This is a genomic window from Ephemeroptericola cinctiostellae (assembly GCF_003339525.1).
Classification (GTDB): domain Bacteria; phylum Pseudomonadota; class Gammaproteobacteria; order Burkholderiales; family Burkholderiaceae; genus Hydromonas; species Hydromonas cinctiostellae.
On the sequence record NZ_CP031124.1, the window covers coordinates 1,239,562 to 1,254,018 of the forward strand.

Annotated in this window: 13 protein-coding genes and 2 pseudogenes; 6 read left to right on the plus strand and 9 right to left on the minus strand. The window is 48.2% G+C overall.

Going from position 1 to position 14,457, the window contains the following annotated elements:
- Positions 1-4: 4 nt before the first annotated feature.
- Complete coding sequence (locus DTO96_RS05725; RefSeq protein ID WP_114562615.1) at positions 5-1,267, minus strand: MFS transporter; 1,263 nt, start codon at positions 1,265-1,267, stop codon at positions 5-7.
- 164 nt (positions 1,268-1,431) lie between these two features.
- Here DTO96_RS05725 and DTO96_RS05730 point away from each other — a divergent pair, with 164 nt between their 5' ends.
- The 4 genes from DTO96_RS05730 to folE2 all read left to right on the plus strand — a co-directional run bounded on the left by DTO96_RS05730 (position 1,432) and on the right by folE2 (position 5,545).
- Complete coding sequence (locus DTO96_RS05730; RefSeq protein WP_114562616.1) at positions 1,432-1,680, plus strand: exodeoxyribonuclease VII small subunit; 249 nt, start codon at positions 1,432-1,434, stop codon at positions 1,678-1,680.
- Positions 1,681-1,706: 26 nt separating this feature from the next.
- On the plus strand, positions 1,707-2,624 hold the full coding sequence (locus tag DTO96_RS05735) for a polyprenyl synthetase family protein (protein ID WP_114563943.1): 918 nt from the start codon (positions 1,707-1,709) through the stop codon (positions 2,622-2,624).
- A gap of 101 nt (positions 2,625-2,725) precedes the next feature.
- A complete protein-coding gene (gene dxs / locus DTO96_RS05740) occupies positions 2,726-4,582 on the plus strand; it encodes a 1-deoxy-D-xylulose-5-phosphate synthase (RefSeq protein WP_114562617.1) in 1,857 nt (618 codons plus the stop codon).
- Between the two features lie 153 nt (positions 4,583-4,735).
- Positions 4,736-5,545: a GTP cyclohydrolase FolE2 gene (gene folE2, locus DTO96_RS05745; RefSeq protein ID WP_114562618.1), complete on the plus strand. Its 810-nt coding sequence runs from the start codon at positions 4,736-4,738 to the stop codon at positions 5,543-5,545.
- A 211-nt stretch (positions 5,546-5,756) separates the two neighbouring features.
- On the opposite strand, the gene DTO96_RS05750 is transcribed toward folE2, so the two are convergent.
- From DTO96_RS05750 to trpE, 6 genes are all read right to left on the minus strand, one after another.
- On the minus strand, positions 5,757-7,346 hold the full coding sequence (locus tag DTO96_RS05750; RefSeq protein WP_114562619.1) for a phosphoethanolamine transferase: 1,590 nt from the start codon (positions 7,344-7,346) through the stop codon (positions 5,757-5,759).
- 275 nt (positions 7,347-7,621) lie between these two features.
- Complete coding sequence (locus DTO96_RS05755) at positions 7,622-8,260, minus strand: CYTH domain-containing protein (RefSeq protein ID WP_114562620.1); 639 nt, start codon at positions 8,258-8,260, stop codon at positions 7,622-7,624.
- A gap of 9 nt (positions 8,261-8,269) precedes the next feature.
- The gene (trpC, locus tag DTO96_RS05760) at positions 8,270-9,061 is read right to left on the minus strand and encodes an indole-3-glycerol phosphate synthase TrpC (protein WP_114562621.1); all 792 of its coding nucleotides are present in this window, start codon (positions 9,059-9,061) and stop codon (positions 8,270-8,272) included.
- A gap of 53 nt (positions 9,062-9,114) precedes the next feature.
- Positions 9,115-10,149, minus strand: coding sequence for an anthranilate phosphoribosyltransferase (gene trpD, locus DTO96_RS05765; protein ID WP_114563944.1), 1,035 nt, complete (start codon positions 10,147-10,149; stop codon positions 9,115-9,117).
- 153 nt (positions 10,150-10,302) lie between these two features.
- A complete protein-coding gene (locus DTO96_RS05770; RefSeq protein WP_225972572.1) occupies positions 10,303-10,911 on the minus strand; it encodes an anthranilate synthase component II in 609 nt (202 codons plus the stop codon).
- A gap of 1 nt (position 10,912) precedes the next feature.
- Positions 10,913-12,412, minus strand: a complete 1,500-nt coding sequence (gene trpE / locus DTO96_RS05775) for an anthranilate synthase component I (protein WP_114562622.1) — start codon at positions 12,410-12,412, stop codon at positions 10,913-10,915.
- A gap of 699 nt (positions 12,413-13,111) precedes the next feature.
- On the opposite strand from trpE, the pseudogene DTO96_RS13115 reads away from it, so the two are divergent.
- Positions 13,112-13,219 (plus strand): annotated as a pseudogene (locus tag DTO96_RS13115) (ESPR domain-containing protein); the annotation flags it as partial.
- 467 nt (positions 13,220-13,686) lie between these two features.
- Here DTO96_RS13115 and DTO96_RS05790 read toward each other — a convergent pair.
- Both DTO96_RS05790 and DTO96_RS05795 read right to left on the minus strand, forming a co-directional pair.
- Positions 13,687-13,869: a hypothetical protein gene (locus DTO96_RS05790; protein WP_114562624.1), complete on the minus strand. Its 183-nt coding sequence runs from the start codon at positions 13,867-13,869 to the stop codon at positions 13,687-13,689.
- A gap of 177 nt (positions 13,870-14,046) precedes the next feature.
- Complete coding sequence (locus DTO96_RS05795; RefSeq protein WP_157964341.1) at positions 14,047-14,319, minus strand: hypothetical protein; 273 nt, start codon at positions 14,317-14,319, stop codon at positions 14,047-14,049.
- Between the two features lie 67 nt (positions 14,320-14,386).
- Between DTO96_RS05795 and DTO96_RS13215 the strand changes: the two are divergent.
- Positions 14,387-14,452 (plus strand): annotated as a pseudogene (locus DTO96_RS13215) (hypothetical protein); the annotation flags it as partial.
- Positions 14,453-14,457 lie beyond the last annotated feature (5 nt).

Below are 14,457 nucleotides of genomic sequence, written 5' to 3' on the forward strand. Positions count from 1 at the left end.
TTTTTTAAATCAACTCATCCACATGTAAACGGCGTAGTTTAGGCGCAACTTTGGTCGTCACCAGCACGATTGTTAAAGTGATGAGTCCGCCGATGACCACCGATGGCATGAGGCCTAACCAGCTGGCGGCGAGGCCCGATTCAAAAGCGCCGAGTTCATTTGATGAGCCAATAAATAAACCATTGATGGCCGATACCCGACCGCGCATGTCATCAGGGGTGGTGAGTTGCAAAATGGTTGAGCGCAAGACAACCGATACGCTGTCAAATACACCCGATAGGGCAAGTGCAGCGAGAGACAGCCACAGCCTTTCAGACAGTGCAAACACAATCATGCACAGCCCAAAAGCAGCCACACATGTGAGCAAGATTTTTCCTGCGTGTCGATTGATGGGGCGACGGGTCAAATACAACCCCATGCTGATGGCGCCAATCGCGGGAGCCGCGCGCAGCAAGCCCAAAGTTTCTGGGCCTTTGTGCAATACATCGCTGACAAAAGCAGGCAAAAGCGCCATTGCGCCACCAAACAGCACGGCAAACATGTCCAATGCCAATGCACTGAGCAGGACTTGGTTTTTGAAAACAAATTGCAAACCTTGGTTGATGCTTGAAAAAATGGCTTTGACATCGCCTGCTTGGGGCGGCGTTTGTGCACTTTTGGGGGTGTAGTGCAGTGTAAATAAAGACAGCATACCGATGCTTGCGCAGACCGCAGTGACAGCGTATGCCCATGTGGGGTTGCCAAAAGCCACCAAGCCACCGCCGATGGCTGGACCTAGGATTTGTGCCAACTGAAAAATGGACGTGCCCACACCCGCAGCTTTGGCATAATTTTCACGTTCAACCAGTTGCACCAACAAAGTGTTGTAGACTGGGCTCAGAAAAGCGCGGGCAAATCCAGATAACGCAATGGCAGCATAAATGGGGGTTGTACCATAACGTGTTAAAAAATGCCCCATGCCGCTTGATAATGCCGTCAAAGTGATGGCCATGATCAACAACAGCACACAGGCGAAGATCCCCAAGCCACGACGCGAGTAATGATCCACCGCATAGCCTGCAAATAAAGCACTGGAAAAATAGGGAATCAGCTCTGCCAAGCCAATTAAGCCCAAAGCCAATTTGTCATGCGTTAAATCGTACACCTGCCAACCGACCACAACCCCGATGATTTGATAACATAAAATAACGGATAGGCGATAACTGAGCAGTGCAATGAATGGTTTTGTGATGAATTGGGTGTGATTCAGATTGGGCGAAGTGGACATAAGGCAGTCAATATAAAAAGGTTGGCTTCATTATAACGACTTTGCGCAGTGCCCACTGGCGTGAGATCCGTGCTCAAATCAGGACAACTCATTAAATCGAACCGCACCCCGCCGTTTTCACGTAAAATTGAGCCCATTTTAAAGAACATCTCAGGGCGGGTTTTATGGCGCAAACAAAAGTCAAATACAAAGAACCGACGAGCTTCGAAGAGGCCATGCGTGAGCTGGACGCTTTGACTGCGAGCATGGAAAGTGGTGATTTCGCACTGGAGCAATCATTGGCGGCCTATCAACGGGGTGCTTATTTGGTGAAATATTGCCAAGCGCAGCTGCAAGCCATTGAGCAGCAAGTGAAAATTGTGGAAAATGACATGGTAAAACCCTTTGACTTAAACACAGGGGCAGCGGTGTGATGGTTGATTCAGCAGTAAAAAAAACAATGTTACACGGTGACGCGCAATCTTTTGAGCAATGGGCACGTGTGCAACGGCCTTTGATTGAAACTTGTTTGGCGCATGCGGTGGGCACTGCGGCAACGCCAGATGTTGCAAATCAATCACCACTTTTGGCTGCGATGTCACATGGTTTGATGAATGGTGGCAAGCGCGTACGGGCTTTGGCGGCACTGGCCGCCGGGCAGTTGTTTGGTGCGGCCGATGCAACGGTGTTGCGTGTGGCGGTGGCTTTGGAATGCATCCATGCCTATTCGTTGATTCACGATGATTTACCTTGCATGGACGACGACGATTTGCGTCGAGGTCAACCCACCGTGCATGTCGTGTATGGTGAAGCAATGGCGCTGTTGGCTGGCGACGCATTGCAGACTTTGGCCTTTTCGATTTTAAGTGCTGATGATTTGAATCTGGCACCAACGGCGCAAATCGCTTTGATCCAAACATTATCGCATGCTTCTGGTGTCGCGGGCATGGCGGGTGGACAAGCGATCGATTGCCACCATGTGGGGCAACCAATGGCGATGATGGACATGCAACGGATGCACAACCTAAAAACGGGTGCATTGTTGCGTGCCAGTTTAATCATGGGTGCGCTGTGTGGTCATGTCGATGCCGAGCAAATGGGCGCTTTAGATGAGTACGCACAGCACATGGGGCTGTTGTTCCAAGTGGTCGATGACATCTTAGATGCCACCCAAGACAGCGCAACATTGGGCAAAACCGCAGGTAAAGATGAAATGGCGAATAAACCCACATATGTACGCGCTTTGGGATTGGATGAAGCAAAACGTTATGCCGACAGTTTGTATGAAAGTGCGATCTATGTGTTGAGTGCGTTTGAGCCCGCACGTGCACAACGGTTGGCGGATTTGGTGGCTTTTTGCGCACAACGGGTGTATTGAGTCGATGATTGAGGCATTGAAGAGTTGAAAATCAGATTGCATGGATTAAACTCAAGTCACCGATTGAAGCACCCGATAAAATTAAATAAATGCAGTTGAATATGACGAATTTCCCTTTACTTGAATGCACCAATGACCCTGCTGATGTCCGCGCCTTATCGCGTGAACAATTGGGTCAACTCACGCAGGAGTTGCGTGGTTTTATTCTTGAATCTGTCGCCCAGACTGGCGGACATTTATCCAGTAATTTGGGCACGGTTGAGTTGACCGTTGCGCTGCATCATGTGTTCAACACGCCCGATGATAAAATCATTTGGGACGTGGGACATCAAAGTTACGGTCATAAAATCCTCACAGGGCGACGCGAGCAGATGCATTCTTTGCGTCAACTGGGCGGTTTATCTGGATTTCCAAAGCGTTCAGAATCCGTTTACGATGCCTTTGGTACTGCGCATTCATCGACCAGCATCTCCGCTGCGCTCGGCATGGCTGCGGCGGCACGACATTTGGGATTGAAGCACCGTCAGCACATTGCCATCATCGGCGATGGCGCACTCACGGGTGGCATGGCGTTTGAGGCGATGAACAATGCGGGTGTGACCGATGACATCAACCTGCTGGTGATTTTGAATGACAATGACATGTCCATTTCACCGCCTGTGGGTGCGATGAACCGTTATTTGGCCAAATTGTTGAGCGGTGATTTTGTCAACAACACACGAGATAAATTGAAAAAATTGCTCAAAGGCGCACCACCTGTGTTGGAATTTGCCAAACGGTTTGAAGAGCACACCAAAGGCATGTTTGTACCTGCCACCATGTTTGAAGAATTTGGTTTCAATTACATTGGCCCGATCAATGGCCATGATCTTGATTCGCTGTTGCCAACTTTGGAAAATTTAAAAAATCGCGGTGGTGTGCAATTCCTGCACATCATCACCAAAAAAGGTCAAGGCTATAAACTGGCCGAAGACGATCCGATCATGTATCACGGCCCTTCGACGTTTAACCCGCAACAGGGCATCGTGGCCTCAACAGCACCGAAAAAAATCACGTTCACTCAGGTCTTTGGTCAGTGGGTGTGTGACATGGCGGCCGCTGATTCACGCTTGGTTGCGATCACACCTGCCATGCGCGAAGGTTCTGGTTTGGTGGAGTTCGAGGCGCAATACCCGCAACGTTATTTTGATGTGGGCATTGCCGAGCAGCATTCCGCCACATTTGCCGCAGGCTTGGCATGCGATGGTCTAAAACCTGTTTTAGCGATTTACTCGACTTTTTTACAACGGGCATACGATCAAGTCATTCATGACATCGCTTTGCAAAATCTCGATGTCACTTTTGCAATCGATCGCGCGGGCTTGGTCGGCGCCGATGGTGCAACCCATGCGGGCGTGTATGACATTGCGTACATGCGCTGCATTCCGAACATCGTCATCGCCACACCATCGGATGAAGCTGAAACGCGGGCATTGTTGAGCAGTGCATATCAATTCAATGGCCCCGCCGCTGTGCGTTATCCGCGCGGTTCAGGCACGGGGGCTGTGCCTGCAACAGATGTACAGCCTTTGCCTGTCGGGCAAGCCAAGGTGGTGCGCCAAGGTGAACGGGTGGCGATTCTGGCTTTTGGTACTTTGCTGCACCCTGCGGCTTTGTCGGCTGAACAGCACAATGCCACTTTGGTGGACATGCGTTGGGTTAAACCCTTGGATGGGGTTTTACTTGCACAATTGGCTCAAACGCACACACATTTTGTCACCATCGAAGATTCTGCTAAACAAGGCGGCGCGGGCAGTGCGGTTGGTGAGTGGCTTGCGGCGCATGGTTACACCGCAAAAATATTGAATTTGGGTTTACCCGACCAATTCATAGATCAAGGCGATTATATGGCTCTGTATGCAGCGCATGGCTTGGATGAAAAATCCATCGCCAGCACAATTGCCACTTTTGTGGCATAGTATCACTTGTAATGGTTGATTGAATTACTCAACTATTTTTCTGTTTTTCTGTTTTTTTACCATGCTGGAACGATTCAAAACGCATCGGGCTTAAATTATTTGAACGCGATGCACCTTGAACAAAACCACGAATCTTAATTGAAAGCATACCCAATGAATTCCCCAACCGATTTAAAAGCCATTCCTGACGTTCAAAGTACGATTGACGCACGCAACATGCCAATCAGCCGTGTGGGCATCAAAGATGTTCGTTTTCCACTGAGCATAGACCTTGGCGCAGGCGCGCAAGCCACTGTGGCGAGATACACCATGTGTGTGTATTTGCCTGCGGATCAAAAAGGCACACACATGTCGCGTTTTGTGGCTTTGCTTGAAGAAAATAAAACGGTGTTCAGCTTGTCATCATTCAAAACTTTGATTGATGACATGATGGTGCGCTTAGAGTCCGAAAAGGGTGACATTCAAGCGCATTTCCCCTACTTTGTTGAAAAAGTTGCGCCTGTATCAGGCATCAAAAGCTTGATGGATTATGAAATCACTTTGAATGGCACGCATGTCAAAGGCCACAGTCAAGTGACTTTGAGTGTGTTGATTCCAATGACCAGTTTATGCCCATGTTCGAAGAAAATCTCAGCGTACGGTGCACACAATCAACGTTCTCACGTCACAGCACACATGACTTTTGATGATGAACACATGGCGGAGTTTGATTTGCATGCTTTGATTTCTGCGATTGAAGCGCAAGGTTCATGCGAGTTGTATGGCTTGCTCAAACGGCCTGATGAGAAATACGTGACGGAACGTGCGTATGACAACCCTAAGTTTGTTGAAGACTTGGTGCGTGATGTCGCGGGTGTCTTGAAAGCACAAACGTATGTGGCACAGTTTTCGGTTGAAGCGGAAAATTTTGAATCGATTCACAATCATTCTGCGTATGCTGTGATTGAGTCGACGGACATTTAGTCTGAGCTCATGCCATTCATATCAATTGAATGGCCAAAATGATAAAAAACCTCGCTGATTCGGCGAGGTTTTTTTGTGTACAACCATTCTGTTAAATCATTCAATGCCTGAAACAGGCTTGTTTTCTCTAGCCTTTCTCCATTTTCAGATAGAGGTAGAGGGCGGAGAAGTGAAACATTGATTTTTTAACAAAACAACCGCTGTGTATAAGTTATGGTTTCAAGAAGTCCATTTTCGGATCGTACAGTTTGGTTTCAATTTTATTTAAACCCAACAAGGTGCTGAACAAGTTGTCATGCGATAACGGTGCATCGGCTTTTTGTTTGAGTTGATCAAATGTCAATGCTTTAAAGCCATCGCCGAGCCAAATGATGGACGCTGGATGTTTTTGTGCTTCGGGGGCAATCGCATACGGCATGCCGTGCAAATACACACCATTTTCACCCAACGATTCGCCATGATCTGACATATACACCATGGCTGTTTGGAAGTTTTTCGCATTGGGTTTCAGTAATGCAATGACTTTGGACAGGAAGTAGTCGGTGGCGACGATGGTGTTGTCAAAGGCATTTGAAATTTCTTCGACGCTGCATTTTTCGAGCAAGTTGGTTTGACAGGCGGGTGTGAATTTTTCAAAAGCTTTGGTGTAACGGCTGTAATAGGCGGGGCCGTGGCTGCCCATTTGGTGTAAAACGATGGTGATGTCGCCCGTTTTGTGCTGATCAATGTAATCTTGCAAACCCACCAATAAACCTTCATCGCGACATTCGGTGTCACATATGGTGTTGATTTTTGGGTCTTTGTAGTCTTGGTAGGTCAGACGGGTGGCAACCCCTTTTGAATCTGAGTTGTTGTCGCGCCACAGCACACTGACACCTGCACGGTTGAGCACATCGAGTAGGTTTTCAGAGGCGTTGAATTTCTTTTCATCGTAATTGGCGCGCCCAAGTCCAGAGAACATGCAGGGCACAGAAACAGCGGTGCTGGTGCCACATGAACTGAGGTTGTGCAAACTGACCACTTGTTCTTTGGCGAGCAGTGGGTTGGTGTCTTTGGCGTAGCCATTGAGTGAAAAATGGTCGGCACGGGCGGTTTCACCCACCACGAGGATGGTCAGGTGGCGATCGCTGTCGGTGGCTGATTTTTTTGCATCTTCACCCAGTGGCGTGACGACTTTGGGTGCGCTGTCGGTGTTGCTTTTGATGGCGAATTGAATGGCTGAGTACACGGGCGTGATCGGGTTGGCATAAAAACGCACCAACTTGTGTTCGCGGAAAAAGGAGCTGTAGTTTTTGCTGAAACCAAACGCTTGGCTGGCCATCAGGATGAGGAGCAGGGCAATGAGCTTAAATTTGTTGGAGAAAGCGGCTTTGAATGTGGTTTTGGGCAGGTGCACGCGCGATACGATCCATGCGGGCAGCACGCCGAGCACAAGGGCATAACCCACCATTTTCCACGTGAATAAATCTTTGGCTTCATTGACATTGGTTTGCACGACATTTTGAATCATGGTTTTATCAACGATGATGTCATAAGTGTTCATGTAATACGCACAAAAGGCCGCGATGATGAACAGCAGCATCAAAATCGGTTTGGTGGTGCGGCGATAGCAGATCAAACTCAAGACCAAAGCGGTGGCGGAGAACAACATGATGCCAATCGAGATGAAGAAGGGCAGGCTGAACGTGCTATAAGCTTGATTGAAGTGGTTGAAAAAAGACCAGTTGTAAAACAGTGTAAAACCTAAGGCCGCGGTCAGTACCGTGGCATTGGTTTTTAAAAATTGTAAAAAACGATTCATAGTGTTCCTAAAGGCGATGCAATTCCAGTGTGTCAGTGTGTCGACGGCACAAGCTGTTAAATGGTTGAGCCGTTATTAAATGGTTGGTTTGGTAGTTTATCAAATAAATAAGGGCATGGTGTGTAACGATGTGTTGCGGCTAAATGCATCAAGCATCACAAATATTAGAAACCTCATTTTTGTACGGGGCACCTCTTTGATCGAGGTTGAGGTTCAATAATTTAAGTCTTTGGCTCTGAATCAGACATGCATGAAGGGCTGTTTTTAATTTCAATTTAATCAAACAATGCATAGCCACGTGCCGCTTTACTCATGGTTTGTGGCGTGGCCTGTAGTTGCGTTTGAGCATCCAACGCGAGTTGCCGCATGATGTTCATGTCACCCGCTTTGTACTCTATTTCCAATTCGTGGATGGGGGTGGACATGCCATTCAATTGATGTGCACAGCGGATCAAGCCGTCGTCAAAGGCCAATTCAAAGGCATTGTCATCATGGACGTATTGGTAAATGGTGCGCGTGAAGTCGGTGTGAAAAGCGGGGCGCAATGCTTCAATGAGGGGTTCAAGGATGAGGTGTGCATCATCAGGGAAAGCGGCGAGTTCTAGTGTTGGGATGGCCTGTGCTTCGGGGGTGGCGTGTTGCAGGGCGCTTTCCCATTCCTGTCGAACATGAATGCCGTCCTTCAATGCACCAGCAGTTTTTAGGGTTTGTATCCAGCATGAACGTTCTGTGTCAAAGCGCAGGCGCAAACCTGCTTTTAAACGTTTTAGGTCATGATCAGGGGTATCGAGGTAAACGTTGAGCAGACGTGTGTTGCGTTCATACTGGGTATGGGGCAAATGGTTCAGCCAGTGGTGCAACGCATCATGTGTGTTGGCGGGTAGGGCGAGGGCGATTTCATGTTCCATTGACATTTGCGATGCTTACAGGTTGAACAGTTGACTCAACGCTTCGCCTGCATGAGGTGCGCGCATGAATGCTTCACCAACGAGGAAAGCGTGCACATCGTTTTCTTGCATCAACAAGACATCTGACGGTTTGAGGATGCCTGATTCAGTGACGATGGTTTTCTCGGCGGGAATCTGTTTCATTAGATCCAAGGTGGTTTGCAGCGTCACTTCAAATGTATGCAAGTTGCGGTTGTTGATGCCGAGAAGGGGGGTATTCAGTTGCAATGCTGCTTGAAGCTCAGTTTCATTGTGTACTTCAACCAACACGCCCATGCCCAATGCGAAGGCGTGTGCTTCAAAGGCTTGCATTTGCGCTAATGTCAACGAGGCGGCGATGAGTAAAATCGCATCCGCACCCCATGCACGTGCTTGATCGATTTGATAGGCATCCACGATGAAATCTTTGCGCAGCACGGGCAAAGCACAAGCGGCACGCGCGGCTTTGAGGTAATCGCTGTGGCCCTGAAAGTAGGTTTCGTCGGTTAAAACCGATAAACAAGCTGCACCTGCCGCTTCGTATTGACGGGCAATGTCTGCGGGCGCGAAGTGTTCGCGCAGGATGCCTTTGCTTGGCGAGGCTTTTTTGATTTCAGCAATGACTGTGGGTTGTTTGGCTGTGACACGGCGGGTGATCGCAGCGGTGAAGTCACGCGGTGCATCTGCTTTCAAAGCCAGTTCGTGCATTTTTTCAGGCGAAATCAAGGCTTGAGCGGCGGCGATTTCGACGAATTTGGTGGCGTTGATGGTGTTGAGGATGTCGCTCATGAAAAGGCCTTCAATAAAGGTATAAATGCATCAAAAATACGGGGCGGCTTGTTTTAACTGTGAATCACAAATTGTTGAGTGAAATCAGCAAAAATTTTGACTTTGGCCAATGCTTGACCCGATGCAATCACTTCTTTCGCCAAAGCGATGCCCGCTTCAATCGAGTCAACTTGATCTGCGGTGTACAGGGCAACACCAGAGTTCAAAATCACGATGTCACGTGCGGCGCAAGCTTGATTATTAAGTGCAGCCAGCAACATGGCTTTTGATTCTTGCGGGTTGTCCACTTTAAGCTCGGACATCGGGGCGCGGGTCAGGCCAAATTGTTCGGGGGTGATGGTGTATTCGCTCAGCTCATTGTTTTTCAACTCACATACGAATGTGGGGGCAGATAAAGACACTTCATCCATGCCGTCTTCGGAGTGAACGACCAACACATGTTTTGAACCCAAAGCCTGCATGGCTTTGGCCATCAACACCAGCAATTCTTTTGAGAAAACACCCATCAAAGTGTGTTCAGTATTGGCAGGATTGGTCAATGGGCCGAGGATGTTGAATACCGTGCGCACGCCCAGTTCTCGACGAATTGGTGCCACGTGGCGCATCGCGGGATGGTGGTTCGGGGCGAACATGAAGCCGATGCCTGTTGCTTCAATGCATTGACCGACTTGCTCGGGTGTGAGGATGAGGTTCGCACCGAGGGCTTCGAGTGCGTCGGCAGAGCCTGATTTACTCGACACGCTGCGATTGCCGTGCTTGGCGACTTTGGCACCCGCAGCGGCCAAAACGAATAAACAGGTGGTGGAAATGTTAAATGTGCTTGCGCCATCACCGCCTGTACCGACGATGTCAATGAATTGGCTGTTGTCTGCAACCTCAACGTGATTGGAGAAATCAGACATCACCCGCGCCGCGGCGACGACTTCTTCCAATGTTTCGCCTTTGGCGCGCAGTGCTGTGAGCAATGCTGCCGCCGCAGGTGCGGTCAGTTGACCCCCCATCAGCGCGGTCATGAATGCCCCCATCGTTTCAGGAGAAAGGTTCTCACGGTTAATCAATTGGTTGAGGGTTTCAGCAACGTTGAACATAAGGTCTTTCAAAAATAAGGTGGCCATTTATTGCCACCATTTAAATCGATTGTTTCAATGCAGCCTATCAATCAATGCGAACAATGTGATTCATATTCAATAAACAATATATAGCAAACATTGTGACGTGTCAGGTGGGCATGACAGCCAGTGTTATGCGTTTGACTTTGATAGAAATGCTTGCAACAAGGCGTGGCCGTGCTCACTCAGAATTGATTCTGGGTGAAATTGTACGCCTTCGATGTTGTATTTTATGTGACGCACACCCATGATTTCACCTGTGGTTTCGCTGTCCCCTGTCCATGAGGTGATTTTTAGATCGGCGGGCAGGCTGTCACGCTCAATCACCAGTGAGTGGTAACGGGTGACATTGAATGGGTTCGGTAAGTTTTCAAATACACCAGTGTTGTTGTGGTGTAAGACGTCGACTTTGCCGTGCATGGGTGCGGTGGCGCGCACCACTTTACCGCCAAACGCTTGGCCGATGGCTTGATGGCCAAGACAGACACCGAGAATTGGTAGCTTGCCTTTAAAATAATCCAGTGCCTCTAGGCAAATGCCCGCTTCGGTGGGCGTGCAAGGCCCTGGCGATAGACACAAATGTGTTGGCGCGGCAGATTCAATGTCCGCGAGGGTGATTTCATCATTGCGCTTGACAGTGACTTTCGCACCCAATTCACCAAAATATTGTACGAGGTTGTAGGTGAATGAGTCGTAGTTGTCGATCATGAAAACATGGGTGTTGTGGTGTGGTGTGTTCATTTCAGTTCCCTTGTTCCATGGTGGGTAGTACGGTGTCCAGCCCATTGCAAGCCAAATCGGCGGCACTCAACACCGCTCGCATTTTTGCATTGGTTTCATTCCATTCGGCATCGACGTTCGAATCGGTGACGATGCCCGCACCCGCTTGCACATATAAGGTTTTGTCTTTAATCACGGCGGTGCGAATGGCAATGGCCAAATCCATGTCGTTGAAAAAGCCCATGTGACCTACAGCACCGCCATATATGCCGCGTTTGGTCGGTTCAAGCTCATCTAGAATCTCCATCGCGCGCACTTTCGGTGCACCTGACAATGTGCCTGCTGGGAATGTTGCTTTCAATACATCAATCGCATCCATGCCTGCTTTGACTTGCCCTTGAACGTTGGACACCATGTGCAACACGTGCGAGTATTTTTCAATCGCCATTTGTTCAGTGACTACAACGGTGCCGATTTGTGCAATGCGACCAATGTCATTGCGCCCAAGGTCAATCAACATCAAATGTTCAGCACATTCTTTTGCATCTGCAAGCAGGTCATTGGATAAGCGAATGTCTTCCGCATCATTTGCACCGCGTGGGCGTGTGCCTGCGATGGGACGAACGGTGGCGACACCTTCTTCATCCAGTTTAACCAAAATCTCAGGTGAAGCGCCGACCACATGTGTGTCACCGTAATTCATGAAATACATGTATGGCGATGGATTCAGTGCGCGCAAGGCCCGATACAGGTTGATGGGTTCCGCAGCAAAAGGACGCTGGTTGCGCTGAGAAAGCACCACTTGCATACAATCACCCGCAAGAATGTAGTCCTTGCACTTAAGTACATCGCGTTTAAACTCATTTTCACCATAGTCAGACCGTGGCGCGTTATTTTCCACGCGTGGGCTGGAGGGGATTTGTGCAGAAGCTCGCAATTTATCCAACATGTCGGACAAACGCGCCACTGCCTTTTCATAAGCATGCGGTTTTTGTGGATTTGCATAAACCGTTAAATAGACTTTACCCAACACATTGTCCACAACGGCCAGCTCTTCGGATAACAATAAATGCAAATCAGGGAGGTCAACATCCGCATGAGGCGTTGTTTTTTTCAGGCGGGTTTCGATTTCACGCACCGTGTCGTAAGAAAAATAACCGACCAAACCACCACTGTATCGGGCATGTCCATCCAGTTTAGGCACGTTGTAACGTTTTAAAAAATCGCGTGTATAGGCGAACAGATCGGTATCTGGATGTTCTTCAATGCAAAGGTCATCGTGGTACACGCGAATGGTGTTCTCCATTTTAACCACCCGTGTCTGACAAGGTAAACCGATGATGGAGTAACGGCCAGAGCGTTCACCGCCCACAACCGATTCCAGTAAATAGCTATAAGGTGCGTTGGCCAGTTTCAAATAAATTGAAAGTGGTGTATCGAGGTCAGCAAAGGTTTCCAGAGACAGCGGGACATGGTTGTGGCCTTGATGTGCCAAGGCGTAAAAAGCGTCTTGAGAGAGCATGGTTTTCCTTCAGGTAGGGAACTGTTGTATTTAAGTGTCAAGCACTTAAGACAGATTCAAACCGCGAAACACGATGCCGTAATGACACATGGATGTTGCGCGGAAAGGCTTTAGAGGGCGGCGTTCAAACGCCAAGACCCTAAACGCCAACGCAAGCGCTGCCAACGTGTCACATGAATGATGTGTTTACGGGGGCTTGCAGCAGAGAAGGAAAGATTGAAGTGTTGCATGGGGATTATTGTAAACGATTTTTTAAAAACAGTTAATTAAAAATAAACGATTGAAGGGTAGGCTTAAATGTGAAATAGAAAGTCAATTTGCATCTGTTTGATATACTTATATTTTAAATAAAATATGTTTTTTATGTATACATCCGTGTAATATATATCCTTAATTGTTTGCAATCGTGATTTTGTTGCATTATAATTCGTCATAATTGTTGAATAGTACTAAATTAAACTCTCGTTTAATCTTAAAAATATCGTTTTTAAGTAGCTATTTTTACATTTTAAGTAAAAATCAACTATGTGTTTTATTTTATAAAACAAAGTAAAGATTGATTTTTCGTGTTTCTGATAATTAAATTACAATTTGTCATCTGTTTGTATGCTGTTGTGTGTGCTATTTATTGTGGTTTTACAGAGCTTATACACTGGCTTGCTGGGTTGTCCATGTTTCATTCATAAAAAAGGTATAGAGATGAATAAGTCATATCGATCGATTTATAACGAAGAGCTAGGTGCGTGGGTTGCAGTTGCAGAAAACGTACCCGCCAAAGGAAAAAAAGGTAAAGCAGGTGGCTTGGTTATGGCCGCTGCGGTGATTGCAAATGCGGCTGGTGCAGTGGCACATGCGCAGGTTGTGGTTGTCGGTACCGACACTTCGCTTGAGGGTGGAGCCACAGCCAGTGCGAATGGTGGGGTTGGGGAAACAACGAATTCTGTTGCGATTGGATCATATGCGACGGCCAATGCAGGCTCATCAATCGCGATTGGTTATAAGGCTTATGCCGTAACAAGTGGTGCAGTCAATGGCAAATACCCAGTGTCTATCGCAATTGGTTGGTCTGCTTCTGCAACAGCCGGGGATGCATTGGCTTTTGGTACAAATAACATTGCCGCTGGGGTGAACTCCAGTTCCTATGGTAACCAGATTAAAACATCAGGGGCAAACGCTATCGCCATTGAAGGGTTGACTGATGGTGTATGGGGAGCTGCGGGTACCACTGTTGAGGTGATTGACGCTGCATCGACTTCAGGTGTTGCTGTGGGTAACTATGCGACGATTAAGGGTTCAGTGGATGCCATATCCATTGGTACAAATGCCAGCATCGCTTCAGGTGCGACCAATGCGACCGCTTTGGGTAAAAATGCAAACGTTGCAACGGGTGCGACAGGTGGCATTGCGTTTGGTACCGCTGCCAATGTGAGTGCGAATGCGATCAATGCTGTGGCCATCGGTAACTCAGCCACTGCAAAAGGTGCTTACACTGTTGCAGTGGGTAATGCTGCGTTGGCGGGCGGCACAGACAATGGTGTTGCTGTCGGTAACAGTGCAACAGCGGCAGGTGTTGATTCTGTGGCTGTGGGTAGTAAAAACTATGCCGCAGGTGCAAATGCAACCGTTGTGGGTAATCAAGTCAAAGCATCGGGTGGGAATTCAATTGCCATTGCGGGTCTGTCAGGTTCCTCGGTGGTTGAGCTCATTGATGCGACTTCTGATTCTGCCATCGCGATTGGTAATATGGCGAAAGTGACAACGGCCGTAAATGGTATTGCCTTGGGTACAAGTGCAACCGTGGGTGCCGCTGATAATGTGGCAATTGGCTCGGGCTCTACTGCCTTGACATCAACTTCTAAAGTGACCAGTGGGACAGTCGGCACGGTGACATATGGTACTTTTGCCAATGGCACAACAAGTGCGACACGTGTGTTTGCTGTTGGTTCAGCAGCAGATACGCGTCAACTACAATTTGTGTCAGCTGGTAACATCACATCGACTTCTACGGATGGTATCAACGGCAGTCAATTGTATGCAGCCTTAAG

Coding starts and splice junctions, on each gene's coding strand:
- DTO96_RS05725 (WP_114562615.1), bottom strand. CDS start 1,267: ATGTCCACTTCGCCCAATCTGAATCACACCCAATTCATCACAAAACCA.
- DTO96_RS05730 (WP_114562616.1), top strand. CDS start 1,432: ATGGCGCAAACAAAAGTCAAATACAAAGAACCGACGAGCTTCGAAGAG.
- DTO96_RS05735 (WP_114563943.1), top strand. CDS start 1,707: ATGTTACACGGTGACGCGCAATCTTTTGAGCAATGGGCACGTGTGCAA.
- dxs (WP_114562617.1), top strand. CDS start 2,726: ATGACGAATTTCCCTTTACTTGAATGCACCAATGACCCTGCTGATGTC.
- folE2 (WP_114562618.1), top strand. CDS start 4,736: ATGAATTCCCCAACCGATTTAAAAGCCATTCCTGACGTTCAAAGTACG.
- DTO96_RS05750 (WP_114562619.1), bottom strand. CDS start 7,346: ATGAATCGTTTTTTACAATTTTTAAAAACCAATGCCACGGTACTGACC.
- DTO96_RS05755 (WP_114562620.1), bottom strand. CDS start 8,260: ATGTCAATGGAACATGAAATCGCCCTCGCCCTACCCGCCAACACACAT.
- trpC (WP_114562621.1), bottom strand. CDS start 9,061: ATGAGCGACATCCTCAACACCATCAACGCCACCAAATTCGTCGAAATC.
- trpD (WP_114563944.1), bottom strand. CDS start 10,149: ATGTTCAACGTTGCTGAAACCCTCAACCAATTGATTAACCGTGAGAAC.
- DTO96_RS05770 (WP_225972572.1), bottom strand. CDS start 10,911: ATGAACACACCACACCACAACACCCATGTTTTCATGATCGACAACTAC.
- trpE (WP_114562622.1), bottom strand. CDS start 12,412: ATGCTCTCTCAAGACGCTTTTTACGCCTTGGCACATCAAGGCCACAAC.
- DTO96_RS05790 (WP_114562624.1), bottom strand. CDS start 13,869: ATGGCCACAGCATTGATCGCATTCGCACTCACATTGGCAGCGGTACCA.